This is a genomic window from Elizabethkingia sp. YR214 (assembly GCF_003058195.1).
Taxonomy (GTDB): Bacteria; Bacteroidota; Bacteroidia; order Flavobacteriales; family Weeksellaceae; genus Elizabethkingia.
This window is the reverse complement of sequence record NZ_QBUH01000011.1, coordinates 22,830-37,116: the sequence shown is the minus strand read 5'-3', so window position 1 is coordinate 37,116 and position 14,287 is coordinate 22,830. Positions and strand designations below refer to the sequence as shown.

General features: G+C 35.1%; 13 protein-coding genes. 4 read left to right on the top strand and 9 right to left on the bottom strand.

From position 1 onward, the window contains the following. Positions 1-35: 35 nt before the first annotated feature. The 3 genes from C8J95_RS18825 to C8J95_RS17145 form a co-directional block, all read right to left on the bottom strand. Positions 36-209, bottom strand: coding sequence for a hypothetical protein (locus C8J95_RS18825; RefSeq protein WP_185124630.1), 174 nt, complete (start codon positions 207-209; stop codon positions 36-38). 506 nt (positions 210-715) lie between these two features. Continuing rightward, entirely contained in the window at positions 716-1,435 is a 720-nt protein-coding gene (locus C8J95_RS17150; protein ID WP_107809938.1) for a LytTR family DNA-binding domain-containing protein, read from the bottom strand. Continuing rightward, positions 1,428-2,471 carry a sensor histidine kinase gene (locus tag C8J95_RS17145; RefSeq protein WP_107809937.1) on the bottom strand — a complete coding sequence of 348 codons (1,044 nt, stop codon included), beginning with the start codon at positions 2,469-2,471 and terminating at the stop codon, positions 1,428-1,430. The genes C8J95_RS17150 and C8J95_RS17145 overlap by 8 nt, the downstream gene beginning before the upstream one ends. Positions 2,472-2,626: 155 nt before the next feature. Here C8J95_RS17145 and C8J95_RS17140 point away from each other — a divergent pair, with 155 nt between their 5' ends. Beyond that, positions 2,627-5,068, top strand: coding sequence for a TonB-dependent receptor domain-containing protein (locus C8J95_RS17140; RefSeq protein ID WP_107809936.1), 2,442 nt, complete (start codon positions 2,627-2,629; stop codon positions 5,066-5,068). A 485-nt stretch (positions 5,069-5,553) separates the two neighbouring features. On the opposite strand, the gene C8J95_RS17135 is transcribed toward C8J95_RS17140, so the two are convergent. Then, entirely contained in the window at positions 5,554-6,225 is a 672-nt protein-coding gene (locus tag C8J95_RS17135) for a YceI family protein (RefSeq protein WP_107809935.1), read from the bottom strand. A 308-nt stretch (positions 6,226-6,533) separates the two neighbouring features. On the opposite strand from C8J95_RS17135, the gene C8J95_RS17130 reads away from it, so the two are divergent. Beyond that, positions 6,534-6,734: a hypothetical protein gene (locus C8J95_RS17130; RefSeq protein ID WP_107809934.1), complete on the top strand. Its 201-nt coding sequence runs from the start codon at positions 6,534-6,536 to the stop codon at positions 6,732-6,734. 318 nt (positions 6,735-7,052) lie between these two features. Here C8J95_RS17130 and C8J95_RS17125 read toward each other — a convergent pair whose 3' ends face one another. Continuing rightward, the gene (locus tag C8J95_RS17125) at positions 7,053-7,343 is read right to left on the bottom strand and encodes a hypothetical protein (protein WP_255412857.1); all 291 of its coding nucleotides are present in this window, start codon (positions 7,341-7,343) and stop codon (positions 7,053-7,055) included. Positions 7,344-7,730: 387 nt separating this feature from the next. Between C8J95_RS17125 and C8J95_RS17120 the strand changes: the two genes are divergently transcribed. Beyond that, a complete protein-coding gene (locus C8J95_RS17120) occupies positions 7,731-8,759 on the top strand; it encodes a bestrophin family protein (RefSeq protein ID WP_107809932.1) in 1,029 nt (342 codons plus the stop codon). A gap of 79 nt (positions 8,760-8,838) precedes the next feature. On the opposite strand, the gene C8J95_RS17115 is transcribed toward C8J95_RS17120, so the two are convergent. Next, the gene (locus C8J95_RS17115) at positions 8,839-9,225 is read right to left on the bottom strand and encodes a hypothetical protein (protein ID WP_107809931.1); all 387 of its coding nucleotides are present in this window, start codon (positions 9,223-9,225) and stop codon (positions 8,839-8,841) included. 20 nt (positions 9,226-9,245) lie between these two features. Next, on the bottom strand, positions 9,246-10,625 hold the full coding sequence (locus C8J95_RS17110; RefSeq protein WP_107809930.1) for an MFS transporter: 1,380 nt from the start codon (positions 10,623-10,625) through the stop codon (positions 9,246-9,248). A gap of 73 nt (positions 10,626-10,698) precedes the next feature. Here C8J95_RS17110 and C8J95_RS17105 point away from each other — a divergent pair, with 73 nt between their 5' ends. Further along, positions 10,699-11,544 carry a helix-turn-helix transcriptional regulator gene (locus C8J95_RS17105; protein WP_107809929.1) on the top strand — a complete coding sequence of 282 codons (846 nt, stop codon included), beginning with the start codon at positions 10,699-10,701 and terminating at the stop codon, positions 11,542-11,544. A gap of 173 nt (positions 11,545-11,717) precedes the next feature. On the opposite strand, the gene C8J95_RS17100 is transcribed toward C8J95_RS17105, so the two are convergent. After that, positions 11,718-13,766, bottom strand: a complete 2,049-nt coding sequence (locus C8J95_RS17100) for a fimbrillin family protein (RefSeq protein WP_107809928.1) — start codon at positions 13,764-13,766, stop codon at positions 11,718-11,720. A gap of 23 nt (positions 13,767-13,789) precedes the next feature. Then, positions 13,790-13,987 (bottom strand): hypothetical protein, encoded by a 198-nt coding sequence (locus tag C8J95_RS17095; protein ID WP_107809927.1) that lies wholly within the window; start codon positions 13,985-13,987, stop codon positions 13,790-13,792. Between the last annotated feature and the right edge of the window lie 300 nt (positions 13,988-14,287).

Here is a 14,287-nt window from a genome sequence, read left to right as displayed (position 1 = left end):
AATTAATAGATTTACATCATAGTCAAAAAGTTTACTTACCATTCAATTGTTCGGTTATCATCCGGATCTGTTGTCCATTCTTCCTGAACCTGTCCACCAGAATTTGAGGGTAATACTCTGGCAGATCCTGCAGCTATCCCCTGCTCCATTTCCATAAGAAGCAAGCTTACTCTTGGAGTTATATACTCCTGTTTTTTCAAATCATTCATTTATATACATTTTAATCTTTCTTTATTTTCTTTAATGATAATAAACAAAATAGCCTATTACATTATACATCTTAATTTAATAAAAGCAATTTTCAAACAATAAATAATATATAACTATTTAAAAATCAGCAGTTTTAATAATTAAAAAAACGACTGCAAATTTACAAATATTATCTTATTGTATTAAAAATAAATACATTACAACGATATATGTATTAAAATAAGATTTTACTAATTGATTATTCTCAATATATAGTAAATAATATCCACCATTTCTTGATACAGCAATTAATATGAATGGCAAAAAAAGCAAATCAAAAAGTTATTTTTTGTAAGAATTAATCTCTTAGAATAAGTTTGTTTTTTAACCCCACCTTCGGCAGGAGTATTAAACATTTTATTACACATGTACAGGATATTTCACAACATAAAAAATGATGCAAAGAAAACAGAGATAGGGAAAGAGTTCAGATTATCTAAACACTAGTTGTTGATTAAAGGAGTTCTTACTGAAAATATTCAAGAAGCTCCCGTCGATAAGTATTACCTATAGGCAAAACAATTCCTGTATCTAGTTCTACCTGACCACCTGAAATTTTACTGATGCGTTTCAGCGCTATAATATATGATTTATGAATTCTCATAAACAGTTTTTTATCCAGCTTCTGCTCTGTTTCTGTGGTTGTTGTAAGGCTTAGGTAGTGGCCATTCGTAGTAAAAACTTTCACATAATTGCCCCAACTTTGGATATGTGCAATTTCATCATAACTGACTTTAATTACATTACCGTCAACTTTTAGGATGATAAAAGGCTCTTGCAAAATCAATTCGCTTTCCGGGGCCTTTGATGATTCAACAGGTTGTGGAAGCCTGAAAAAAACATTTTCTATCGCTGCCATAAATCTGGCAAGATCAATTGGTTTTACCAGATAATCTACAACCCTGTATTCATAACTTTCCAAGGCATACTCTTTATAAGCAGTGGTTAGAATAACAAAAGGTGGATTCCGAAGTGCTTTCAGCATCTGTAAACCACTCATTCCTGGCATGTTAATATCTAAAAAAACGAGATCGACAGGATTACTGTACATATAATCCATAGCTTCAACAGGATTATAAAAAGATTCCTTTAGCTGCAGCTGTTTCAAATCTTTAATGTAGTGACGAAGTACCAGATGAGCACCTTCTTCATCATCAATAATAATGCATTTAAGAATTTTACTCATGATTATAATATTTTAAACTTAAAACCAAATTAGTCTGATACTCCTCAGATTCTTCTAAAATATCCAACATATAATGTTCACTATAGAGAAGTTCCAGGCGTTCACGAATATTAAGTAAGCCAATACCAGTAGAACTTGTTTTAAGACTTTGATCCGGCATAGAATTATGCACACTCATTCTGAGGACTCCGTTTTCAAGTTGAACTACTATCTTAACAAACCATTCCCGCTCAGTGGTCAAACTATGTTTAAAAGCATTTTCTACCAAAGTAATAAGTATTAGAGGAGCAATCTGGTAATTATGAGCATTCATTTCTTTATCCTCAATATTATATTCTATCACACAGCGTTTACCTACCCGCTCCTTTTCCATAGCAATATAATTTCGGATAAAAGAAAGCTCTTCTTTTAGATTTACAATATCCTTATTTGCATTTTCCAGCTGATACCGCATTAAATCAGAAAGCTTCAGGATGAGTTCCGGAGTTCTGGATGGTTCCGCCAGGCTAACGCCATAAAGATTATTGAGCATATTAAAGAAAAAATGTGGATTAAGCTGAGCATGAAGATATTTGATGTTCATCTCACTTAGCATCAGCTGGGCTTTATTTTTCTTTTCAAGCTCCCTGGAATAATTACGTATCAGAAATAATGAGAGGAATGCAGCTATACTAATTGAACACAGAACAACATTATACAAAAAATCCTTAAAAAGTATTACATCTGCAGTTTTGTAATATTCAGGATCTATCCAGTAATAGTCAACTGCTAATAGTAATATTGCCCCCAGAATAATAAACAATGTACCACTAAGATAATAGCGCACATATTGTCCGGTTATAAAAAAAGGAAATATAAAATAACGATGTAAGATAGCCTGGCCATAAAGCAATGCAAGGAAAACCATATTCTTGACAAGGTACATCATAGAGACGGGTTTGATGAAATCCGGAACCATCGTCAATATGAATATTGCGCCAAAGAAAATTATTTCGTCGAAATATCGCTTCTTATACCATTTTTCTGCCTTAGCCATTAACCTTTTATTATACAGCAAAGTAGATTCATTTTCACGGAATATGCAAATACTAAATGACAAACACATTACAACACGTTTATCAGACGATTCATCATTTAAATTTCAGTTTCTATGGGCTTTGTGATTGCTTTGCAGTTCTAAAACAAGGCATTATGAAAACGATAAAGATATTTTGGTGGTACTGTCTGATATTAGGCTTTGTAGTAACTCCCGGCAAACTATTCTCACAAACAACACCAGAGAAAGTTGTAAAGATAAAAGGTATTGTAGTCAACAGTGCGGATAATAAAGCACTTTCAGGTTCTGTTATTGTTTTAAAATCTGAAACCGGAAAAGTATTGCACACCATTACCTCATCTGCAGATGGTTCATTTTCAGCTTCGATTCCCAAACACTTGAAAATAAACATTAAAATCAGCTATTTAGGCTATAATGACTATACTTATGAAACCACAAGTCTGGAAAATGAAGACCTTGATCTCGGAAGAATCTCTTTAGAAGAAAAGAGCAGCAACATTAAAGGAGTTGTAATTGCGGGAAGCAGAAAGAAACCTCTTATCCAAAATGGAAAAGACAAAATAGTCTACAATGCAGATTCCGATATTAGTAACAAATCGGGAAATGCAACAGATGTCCTTCGTAAAGCACCGATGCTTACAGTAGGAGCCAACGGAGAACTTAAGCTGAGAGGTAACTCTAATATTAAAGTTCTGATTAATGGTATTCCTTCAGGAATAATGGCCAAAAATCTAAAAGAAGCGCTGAAAATGATTCCGGCCAGCTCTATTGTTTCAGTGGAAGTAATTACAAATCCATCAGCAAAATATGAAGCCGAAGGCGCCGGTGGTGTCATTAATATTATCACAAAGAAAAAGCTGAAAGGAACCAGTGGGTCACTCGATTTATCCGGAGGAAATCTGGAACAATCCGGAAATCTTGCTTTGAATATTGCAACGGGAAAATTTACTATTTCGGCTATGGGCAACTATAGTGAAGAGCGTGAAGAATCAACTGCTGAAATGGAACGTATATCTCTGTCTGGTCAGCAGCAAACAAGTCATCTTTTTCAGAAGAAAAATTCTCTTCAGACCGACAAAGGCGGTTCGGCAGGACTTACCGTTAAATATCAGCCGGATTCCCTTCAGACTATAGAAACCAGCTTCTCTTATTGGAAAGGATCCTTGCCACAAAATGGAAACCTGTACAATCGCTATAACAATAACTCAGTTACAGATGAATACCTCCAGAAAATAAAACAATCCGGAAGATTCGATTACAAAGAATGGGTTGTAAACTACCAGAAAAAATTCCGCCCCGAAGGACAGGAATTGCAACTGGTAGCACAAACATCCTACTCTACTGAGCTCTCAGACTATCTGACTGAACAATATAAAATGGACGGTAAACTGGCTTTCCGCGAAACCGGTCCCAACAGAGGGTCTGAGAAAGAATGGAGCATACAGGCGGATTACGCTCAGCCGTTAAACACTTCCGGAAAGATCCTGTTGGAGACCGGGGTTCGTTATTATAAAAACAGATCCCAAAGCTCGTATGAAGTTATTAACAGTCATATTCCCGTAGATCCTTCACGTTTAGGTAATATAAAGTATATACAGGATGTATTTTCAGCCTATATGACATTGAATTTCGAAACGGATAACGATTGGACTTTCCGTCCCGGAATAAGATTGGAGAAGACATTTGTAAATGCTAATTTCCAGTCCGGATCTCCTTTTAAAAGAAACTTTACAAATTGGATTCCAAATTTACTGATTGTAAAAAAGCTTAATGAAAACCATGAACTTAAATTCAATTATACAGAAAGGATACGACGTCCGTGGATTATGGATCTCAATCCATATAGCAATGCCAGTGACCCGCTGAATATTACTTCCGGAAATCCTTATCTGGAGCCTGAGCAAACCAGGAATATAGAACTTTCCCATGTGTTTACAACTATTAAGAAAGCATCATTAACGAGTAGTGTATATTACAATTTCAACAAAAACTCTATTGAGCCGGTTACCATAGTTAATAAGGACGGAATATCTTATACCACACCTTCAAATATTGGAGAGAATAACCGTTTGGGAGCTAATATCAGTACAATTTTTAGTCCTGTAAAAAAATGGACTGTAAATGCCAATGTCGAAGTTTTTTATCTTCAGTTCCGTAGTAAATCTTTAGGGTTGAACAATACCGGAACTTTTTTCACCACAAGTTTGAGCAATACCGTATCACTACCAGATAATTTAAGTCTAAGTATATCGGGGGATTACGGAAACGGATTTATTACACTTCAGGGAAAAAATTCTGCTAATTATTCTTACCGTTTTGCAATAAGTAAACAACTTCTGGACAATAAAGCGAGCCTTACCCTTGCTATTATCAATCCTTTTCAGAAAGCATTTAGAGAAAATGTGTATGCATTTGCACCCACTTTCCAGAGTACAAGTATAAACAGATATTATAACAGAGCTGCAACGCTTACTTTCAGCTGGCAATTTGGAGGCTTGAAGCCGGCTCATGACAGGGAAAGTCGTTTTTCGGATGAAGGAGATGACAAGCATATGAGAGGAAAAAAACTAAAATAAGAACAGACAGATTTCATGTTGTCAGAAAAGTACATATATATCATTTTTTCACTTCTTTAAAGAAGATTTTTGCTTCATTAGTCACAGATCTCTTACTTTAAAGACACAGATCCTGCAAATGACTGTTTGCAGGATCTTCTTTATTATCCGGATAGAGTCGCTTATTTAATGCTTTATTGGTTATTCTATCTATTTCAAAATATTTTTTATGTTAAATCACAGTAAAAGGAATTATATATACATTTACATATCAACCAATTAAAAAAGAGTTAAAAGAAATTAAAGCTGGAGATAATGTCTGTCCAAAAAATCAGATCAATTGTAATGGAAGATGTATAGTACCCGAACATCTAATAGAACAAGAACATTGTAATTAAATATTATACAATGATAGAATTGCAAAGCAGCAGCTCTATAAAAAGAAAAAGGCTTAAACAATGTTTAAGCCTTTTTTGTTGTATAAAATTTTAAATAAATATAATAACTTATTTTTTAGCTTTTACATCAATTGCGATTTCGATGTCTTTGCTGATCATCCATTCAGCCGGATCTGATTCAGTAGTACCGAATTTAATTCCCCAGTCTGTTCTGTTTACAATAAATTTAGCCTGAATAGCCGCAGCATCAGCAGTAACATCTACTTTAGCAGGGAAAGTAACGTTCATAGTTTTTCCTAACAAAGTAAGATTTCCGCTTATTATTTTATTAGCTCCTGCAACAGCATCTTTTGGAGTTTCCTTCAAATCTGCTACGCTTGTAATTTTGAAATCAGAAACAGGATTTTTCTCTACATTAAAGAAGTCAGGATTCTTCAAGTGAGCTTCAAGTTCTGCTGGCTTTTTATCTGCTTCTGTTACTGAAGCCGGATCTACTTTAATAGAAGTCATATCAATAATAAAGTTACCAGCAGCAACCTGTCCACCTTCAATGCTCAGATCTCCTGATTTTACATTAAGAGTTCCCCAACGAGGTGCAAATCCTCCTTTATGGAAAGCTTTCCAGTTTACTACAGATGCTACTGTATCTACTGCCAACTTTTCTCCTTTGCTTTCTGCAACTGACTGCTCAGAAGCTACTGATGTATCCGTTTTTGCTTTGTTACATGATGCTGCAAGCAATCCTACTCCTACTAATGCTAATACACTAATTTTTTTCATATTATTATACTATTTATAAATTCTGTTGTTTTTCGGAGACAAAAATAGAAAAACCTGATTGCGGTTTCATTAACATACATCAAGAAATACGTTTTTCTCTTTTTTATGCCCATTAACTGCTCATCATGCAATAAGACAAAAAGTGAGTATGGAAAAGGCCTAAGCGATGTTTAAGCCACTTTATTTTATAATCTAAAATTCTTTAATTTTTTTTTATTTCATCAACATCTTTATTCCTAAATTAAGGATGCTATATATAAATTATTCTTTTAATCAGTTTTGCAGAAAACTATATTGGTACAGATTTAATGGAAAACCTTCTTAATCCGTTAAAAATAATTTCCTCAAATAGAAAAGTACAAGATTTTGATAACCCTATCGGAATTAATAGACACGATATATTACATGGCCAGAGCTATGATTATGGAGAAAATCCTATTAATAGCTATAAAGCACTTTCATTATTATTTTATATTGCAAATATTGTTTTGGAAGCATCCATTGAATAATTAGTAATCAACAACTGACAGCAAAAAACGATATTAAATTTTCTATATTTCTATCAGTTTAAAATAATCTTAAGCTCAGAAATAAAATAAGGAATCTCTAATTCTTCATTTAAATAATACTTACCATAGTTTAAATATGTCATAAAACATACCTTTTTAAATATAATATTAATTTAGTATTTAGAAAATATTATATTTTTTTTTAACTACATATACATTTATAGCATATAAAATACATGTAGCTCTATCTACTTGATTTAATTGAAAACTTCCTGCCGATGATTTACAAGAAGTCTTCAATTATTAAATTTCATTTTTTCACAATATAGATCGTTGAATTCTACTTAGTAATTCTAATTCAGTATGCGGAATAAGCTTTTGCACAAGTTCCAGCAAACGGGAAAAGTCCAAGCCGTCTGCGATTTGCTCGCTCGCTTCTAAAGCCTGTCTGCATACCGATAAAATAGAGTGTTGCAGATAGCCTATTTCCTCATAGCTACTGATCTCCATTTTGATATGAAAGCTTGAGTTATTAGGACCCCGGCTTAAAGTTTCAAAATAACTTGCAAGGTCAATTTCTTTACCGTTTAGAGTAACGGCGGTTTTCATTGGTGTCATAATATTGATTTTAGGAATAATAAAGCCCGAACGGCTTAGGTGTCCTAACGCTCAACATTGGGCGTTTACGGTTGTTTCCAATACCGTCACCATACCACACGGGCAAAATGTTTAATAAGTTCATTGATGTTGATTTTAGGAAATCCAAAGATAGAAAATAATTTAATATTTATTCTTTGGAGTTAGTTAATGATATCAGAAGAATTTCCCTAAATATTAACAAAATATATTTAGTAGTGTATGATTATAATTTCTAATTTTAATTTGTAAACTATTATAATCTGACAACCTGAATGATGTACAATTTATAGCTATTAACTCACCATAATTTCACTATTTTGGTATTTATTTTGTTTACACCAATACACATTTATCTTTATGATTACAACCAAATACATTAATTATAAACAAATTCTTAACCTCTCAGGGCTCCATGTTATTATACTTACAGTATGGTGTACTCTGGTAGCTGCACTTTTTTATTTTTTTAAATGGCAATGGATGGTTATTCCGTGGGTACCTGTAGCACTTATTGGTACTGCCGAGGCATTCTATGTAGGCTTTAAAAACAATCAGGCATATGACAGGTTGTGGGAAGCAAGAAAAATATGGGGTGGTATTGTTAACTCCAGCCGTTCTTTCACCTCCATGCTTTATGCCTTTAATACCGCAGATGAAAGCGATCTGCAACTGGAGAAAAAAAGAAAAAAATTAGCCTATCGCCATATTGCATGGCTGTATACTTTTCGGGAGCAGCTTCTTGTTCCTACAGAATGGGAACACATCAGTATTGAGAAACATGGCGTTAATGTAGACCAAAGACGTAACAGAATTATTAAGGCCGGATTCCCGGATTATGGAAGAACACCTATTTTCTTAAACAAATATCTTTCTGAAGAAGAAGTCGCATTACAATCGGAGTATAAAAACTTTGCCACCTATCTGATATCCCAACAGGCTAAGGAGGTCAATGAACTAAAAAACAGCAAGGATATTTCAGATTTCAACCAGATGCAACTTCAGGAATGCCTGAATCTGTTTTACGACTATCAGGGACAAGCTGAAAGAATTAAAAAGTTCCCTTCCCCAAGGCAGTTTGCCAGTACTGCTTTTATCTTCAATATTATATTTATGATGTTGTTGCCACTGGGACTTGTAAATGAGTTTGCCAAGCTTGGAAACTGGGGTATATTACTCAGTATTCCTTTTTGTGTGGTAATTGGCTGGATTTATATTGTAATGGAATTGGTAGGTGATTATTCCGAGAATCCTTTCGCCGGGCTAATGTTTGACATTCCGATGCTTTCCATCTGTAGAACCATTGAAATAGACATGCTCCAGATGATTGGTGAGAATAAAGATGATCTACCTGAAGGTATCACTTCTAAAAACGGAGTCCTGGTATAGTATTCAATAAAATTTCAATTCTATTTATAAATAAAGCCCTCTGTTGAGGGCTTTATCAATTTATTCATCTAGCAATGAATCAAATCCACTCTTCAATAAGATGCAACCACAATGCTTTATCCTCCTCTAAAAGGAAAACAGCAGATGCCTTTCTCTGATTAGTTATATCTCCGGTAATTTGTATTTCGGTATAGGTTGCTATACCATGTCTGTCGGAATACTGAATATCTATATTTTCCAGAGCAACAGTCCGTGTCGGAAACTTCCCGTATACAGTAGGCAACCAATCGGAAAACATATGAAATGATACAGTATTACCATCACCATTAACCATCCTGAAATCTTGGGAAAATCCTGAAAGTATTTTATTATAAAGTGTTTCCTGGTATTCTTCTCCTCTGAACCATTTTTCGATATTTTCGCAGAACCCGTTTAGTTCCGCAACGATTTTTTCTTTGTTATTCATCTTATTATAATATTTAGTTGTTATTTCTTGATATATTTTGTCAGCTTAGCATTAATATAGAGTCCGGTAACCTGAAATAAAGCAATCATTAAAATGGCCAATGCAAAAGCTTTTGGAAAGCTTAGGATATCTATTGTACTAAAAAATATGGTTCCGATAATAGCTCCACCAGTTACCCCACCAACCTGCATGCTGATACTTACCAAAGCAGAGGCCTGCCCTGCCCTTTCTTTATTCACCAGTGCAATAGCGGTTCGCATCATAACCGGCATAATAACACCATGCCCAAACCCTGCCAGAAACAATGAAATATTCGTTGCCAATGAAGGTTTCTGCCATAGATAAAAGAGCATTGAACTCGTTGAAAAACCTACTATAAGTAATCCCAAACCTATATAAATTAAAGTATTGACAGGAATTTTTACTCTTTGAGAAATTAAGGGACCAAGGAAAAATGCCAATCCGTAAGGAACAATAGCTAGCCCTGTATCCATTGGCGAATAATGCAGAAATTGTTGTAAATAGTATGGATAGCAAATAAATAAACCCGCTGTAAAGTTGTAGAAAAATATAACCGGAAGACTTAGTGAAAATTGTTTATCCATTAACAAACTTGGATCTATAAGAACTGATTTATTCTGCCGATGCCTTCTCACTTCATATCTAAAAAATACTACAAGAAGTCCTAATCCTGCCACCATAGTGCAAAAGATCCACCATACCCAATGGTATTCTCTTCCAAAAATAAGTGAGCAAATAAAGAATAACAAGGCAAGAATGAGCAGCAATGCTCCTTTATAATCAATACCCAATAATTTTGATTCTCTATTATTATCCATAGTAAAATGAATACCTGTAATGCAAACAATGGTAACCGGGACATTTACTAAAAACACCATTTCCCATGAAAGTCCAGCCCAATGCAGATTAAGCAGAAGTCCCCCCAATAACTGTCCTGCAACGGAAGCTAAGCCAAATACAGCGCTAAAAATACTTACTGCCTTTGGCTGCTCGGTACTACTGAATAATACCCGAACAGACGCCAGTACCTGTGGAGCCAAAAGGGAAGCTCCCACTCCCTGAAAAAGTCTGGCGGTAATAAGCGCAGAAATATCAGGTGAGAAAGCACAGGCTATAGAGGAAAACAGGAAAATATACAATCCGAGAATAAATATTTTCTTTCTTCCGTAGATATCCCCCAATCTTCCGCCACATACAACCAACGCAGCATAAGTTAGCCCATAAATAGCAACAACTAACTGCAATTGCTGATCACTTGCATTAAAAGCCTTTTGTATAGCTGGCAAAGCCATATTAACAATAAAATAATCCAATGGCGACAAAAAAGCCCCTGCAACCAAAAAACCTAGTGCCTGCCATCTTTTCGAATAAGTATACATTTTTTTGACACAAAAATACCCGCTTTTAATACGGTTAAAATTGTACTTTTGGAGGAATATATAGTGCCCGGATATGAAAAACCTACATATAGAAAATATTACGGTAAAAGAATTAAAACTAGTTAATGAATCCATTCAATTTCGGACTCAGGCTTTTCTTAGTTTTGTTTATATTGGGAAAGGTGAAGGAGAGCTCTCTTACGAGGAGCATAAAATAAATTTCGCAAAAGGAAAGCTCATTATAATTCCTCAGCACCAGATTTACCATTTCAAAAGTGCAAATGCAGAACTGATAGCCATTCAGTGCCCTGTTGAGTTTATCGACAAAATACGCCTCGAAGCTGACCGTATAGAAAGTTGTGAAAATCTATATAAACTACAGTACATCAGCAACAACCATCACTCGCGTGCAGGATGCGTATTCCGTAATAAAAATGATGAGTCTTTTGCGGAAATTCTTATTCTGCAAATAGCCCGAGAATACAGAAACAAAACGGAGGACTATCTCATCATCAGAAACAGCATTTCTATTCTACTGAATCTTATTACCCGAAATATCATTAAAAGTGAAACGTCTGATATAGAAAAAAACCGAAAAGCATTTTCTATTATGAAAATCATCACTTATATCCAGCAACACATAAAGGACAAAGAAAAACTTCGGATCCCAATAATTGCTGATAACTTCCGAATTTCCGAAAATTATTTTGGTGAGTATTTCAAGCAGCAGACAGGTATCTCTTATCAGGACTATTTACTGGATTATCGTTTGAAGCTTGTAGAAAACTATCTGAGACACAGTAGTATCCGCCTGAGCGAAATTGCTTATGAATTACAGTTTAGTGACGAAAGCCATCTTTCAAAACTTTTTAAAAAGCACAGAGGTATAACCCCGGGAGAATACAGAAAGCAGAAATAATGAATAATGCCTAAATCAAAAAATCGGGTAACCCTTTTAGGACTACCCGATAAAACTTGTTAACAAACAAAAAAGTGATGACAATATTGTTATTTAACTACCATTCGGAAATTAGTTAACAGTTTTACAAACAAATGAATGATGATTTTTTAGTTGATATTCTAATTATCCATTTACGGAGTTGGAGGAGCTGCATATTTCCATGGTTTAAAGCCATTAAATTCAGAAGTTCTTGCAGCCCATACCATGATATTCCCCATTACAACACTGTTATACGCACTCTTACTCCGAGCAGTATAGCCATTTCCTCCATCTCCGTATGGTTTTGGTAATGGTCTTTTAGTTGTCGCATCATAATTAAAAGGACATATAACGGCCGAAGTAAGATCCCCGTTGGAAACAAAGCCTCCATCTCCTATATAGAAAAAGTTTTTAGTATTGTGCTTAAACATTGTAATACCTGAATTAGAACCCGTTCTGTTAATTGCCTGTCCATAGGAATATACGGTTACCTGGCTTAACGGAACATTTACAATTCCAAGAGTTGTACCTGCATCTTCTCCCCAGTATTGTCCACGTGCATCTCCTACCTGGCCATTCAGTATTTTATCATTAGGATCTGTTCCAACTAAAGGATACATTGCTCCGGCACTACCATTGGAGTCCAAAGTAATATTTGATACTCCGAACAAACTATTAAAGAAGCTTCTGTTTTCAGTACCTACACTGTCCTGAAGCAACATTATTACGATTCCGTTATTGTTAATATAGTCCATTAAAGCAGTGGCCACAGCTGGTCTGATATAAAGAACATCATATCCCAGAATTATAATATCCGGCTTTTTGGATGCATCTGCAGGATTAATTTTATTGATAATATTATTATCACCGGTGGTACTGGCACTATAGTTTACCCAGTTTTCTGATTTATCATCGGTGGCATTACCTCCAATCCAGGCGCCCCCACCAGGTGTCCACGGTGCCATTTTCACTAAACTTGTAGACAGATTCCCGAAATTTTCTTTAGCATTCAAAAAGGCCCATGAGCGCCCCTGTTCCAAAGCATAACCATAACTTGTATTATTTGAAATATGCAGAATTCTTTTTGAAGTAAGCATATACCATAGATTGGCAACTCCCAATAATTGCTGCCCGGAAGCTGGAGAGGTAAAATTGTAAGTGAATGAAGGCTTATTCGCAGCTCCGTTGTAAGTTGCCAGGTTTCTGTCTGCAACAGCGGGTGCAGCATCAGTGAAGTGAACCTGAAGATCATCTATATTCACTTTATATGAGGTTAAAGTTGCAGGATCCGCAGTGTAATAATTAGCTTCCCATACATTTGTAGGTGATAGCGTTGTGAAAATATCCGTTGTCGGAATTACCTGTAAATTACTTATACTGCCTCCCTTAATATCAAAAGTTCCCTTTTTCAGATAATTATTTTGTGCAAAACTTGCCTTGAAACTGTTAATGGTTGCATATTCTGCTAATATTGAAGCATCCACTTTAACACTAACCTGCGCTACTTTGTGCTGAAATGTAATGGCTACATTATAAGTGTCTTGCTGATTTTGAGGTGTCTTAGCAACTACTACCTCTCCTGTCGCGTAGAGTAAATCTTTATCTATTGCCGTATCTATTGCAGGGTTTGCTGTATTTGCAGGTTCTGGTATAGCCTCATTATTATTGTAAGAGTATGCATACCACGTATAGGTACCTCCTTTTACCGCATCCAGAGATACTGGTGTTCCGGAAGTAGCCTGCAAAGTTTTCCATAATAATCCTGTAGCTTTATCATAGATTAATATACGGTAAGTATAACCTGCCGGCATTGGTTGTGTTGCTGCTATAAGATTATTATTCAAATTACCAGTGCTTGCAACTGCAGACCTCAGGATCTGATTACCTGTTGTTGCGTCCATAGGTACTTGTTCCGCTTTGGCATCTGCAATAAATCCACTAACTGTATTTAGTCCGGAGGTATTTCCTGTAAGGGACATGCTACTATTTACTGATGCTACTGCCATTTTACTAACGGGTTGGACCACCTCCGTACCTATTACTCCATCTACCTTTATCACCATTTTCATTCCTTCACTTCCTGCAGATGTGGCCCCATTATTATCTGGTGAACAACTTGCTACAGAGAACATTAAAAGTAAGGCCGAGAACAATGCTGAGAATATCTTGCTACAGCTTCCATATGTAGTTGTATTATTCATAATCGATCGTATTTGTTGTATTTTTAAAATTCCCAGTTTTGTTCATCTTTTTTTTCGTCCCAGTCTGTAATGGTTGGTGTATTGGTGGAGCCACCAGGAACAATCTGTGCCGAAGAACTTGCAATCCCCTGTTCCATTGTCACATACAAAACATCTATAACAGGAGGTCTATAATCTTTTTTTTCAGTTTGATTCATCAATTGTTTGTCATTTTTTCTCATTGTATTTATATTCTTTAAAGGTTTTCAGCAAACTGTTAGTATATTATCGGTACTATACAATACAGAGAATTACTATTATAAGAGGAGAATCTATTGTGTTTTTGAGTTTTTTAGAACAGGTACTTAACATCCTGTATCGTATTGCTGTACAAAGTTATATCCATTAACCAGCCAGATATCATTTACACACCCTTACATTCACTCACGAGTGCAAAAAGGTATATTTCAGCAAAAAGGAAAGGAATAAAATATCATCATGAACAGATAAGAACGTCGTGAAGAAATTATATATCATATATT

What these genes read in the sequence shown, in the direction of transcription:
- C8J95_RS17095 (WP_107809927.1), bottom strand. Translation starts at nt 13,987, where the DNA reads ATGAGAAAAAATGACAAACAATTGATGAATCAAACTGAAAAAAAAGAT.
- C8J95_RS18825 (WP_185124630.1), bottom strand. Translation starts at nt 209, where the DNA reads ATGAATGATTTGAAAAAACAGGAGTATATAACTCCAAGAGTAAGCTTG.
- C8J95_RS17140 (WP_107809936.1), top strand. Translation starts at nt 2,627, where the DNA reads ATGAAAACGATAAAGATATTTTGGTGGTACTGTCTGATATTAGGCTTT.
- C8J95_RS17115 (WP_107809931.1), bottom strand. Translation starts at nt 9,225, where the DNA reads ATGAATAACAAAGAAAAAATCGTTGCGGAACTAAACGGGTTCTGCGAA.
- C8J95_RS17130 (WP_107809934.1), top strand. Translation starts at nt 6,534, where the DNA reads ATGGAAAACCTTCTTAATCCGTTAAAAATAATTTCCTCAAATAGAAAA.
- C8J95_RS17100 (WP_107809928.1), bottom strand. Translation starts at nt 13,766, where the DNA reads ATGAATAATACAACTACATATGGAAGCTGTAGCAAGATATTCTCAGCA.
- C8J95_RS17145 (WP_107809937.1), bottom strand. Translation starts at nt 2,471, where the DNA reads ATGGCTAAGGCAGAAAAATGGTATAAGAAGCGATATTTCGACGAAATA.
- C8J95_RS17125 (WP_255412857.1), bottom strand. Translation starts at nt 7,343, where the DNA reads ATGAAAACCGCCGTTACTCTAAACGGTAAAGAAATTGACCTTGCAAGT.
- C8J95_RS17150 (WP_107809938.1), bottom strand. Translation starts at nt 1,435, where the DNA reads ATGAGTAAAATTCTTAAATGCATTATTATTGATGATGAAGAAGGTGCT.
- C8J95_RS17135 (WP_107809935.1), bottom strand. Translation starts at nt 6,225, where the DNA reads ATGAAAAAAATTAGTGTATTAGCATTAGTAGGAGTAGGATTGCTTGCA.
- C8J95_RS17110 (WP_107809930.1), bottom strand. Translation starts at nt 10,625, where the DNA reads ATGTATACTTATTCGAAAAGATGGCAGGCACTAGGTTTTTTGGTTGCA.
- C8J95_RS17120 (WP_107809932.1), top strand. Translation starts at nt 7,731, where the DNA reads ATGATTACAACCAAATACATTAATTATAAACAAATTCTTAACCTCTCA.
- C8J95_RS17105 (WP_107809929.1), top strand. Translation starts at nt 10,699, where the DNA reads ATGAAAAACCTACATATAGAAAATATTACGGTAAAAGAATTAAAACTA.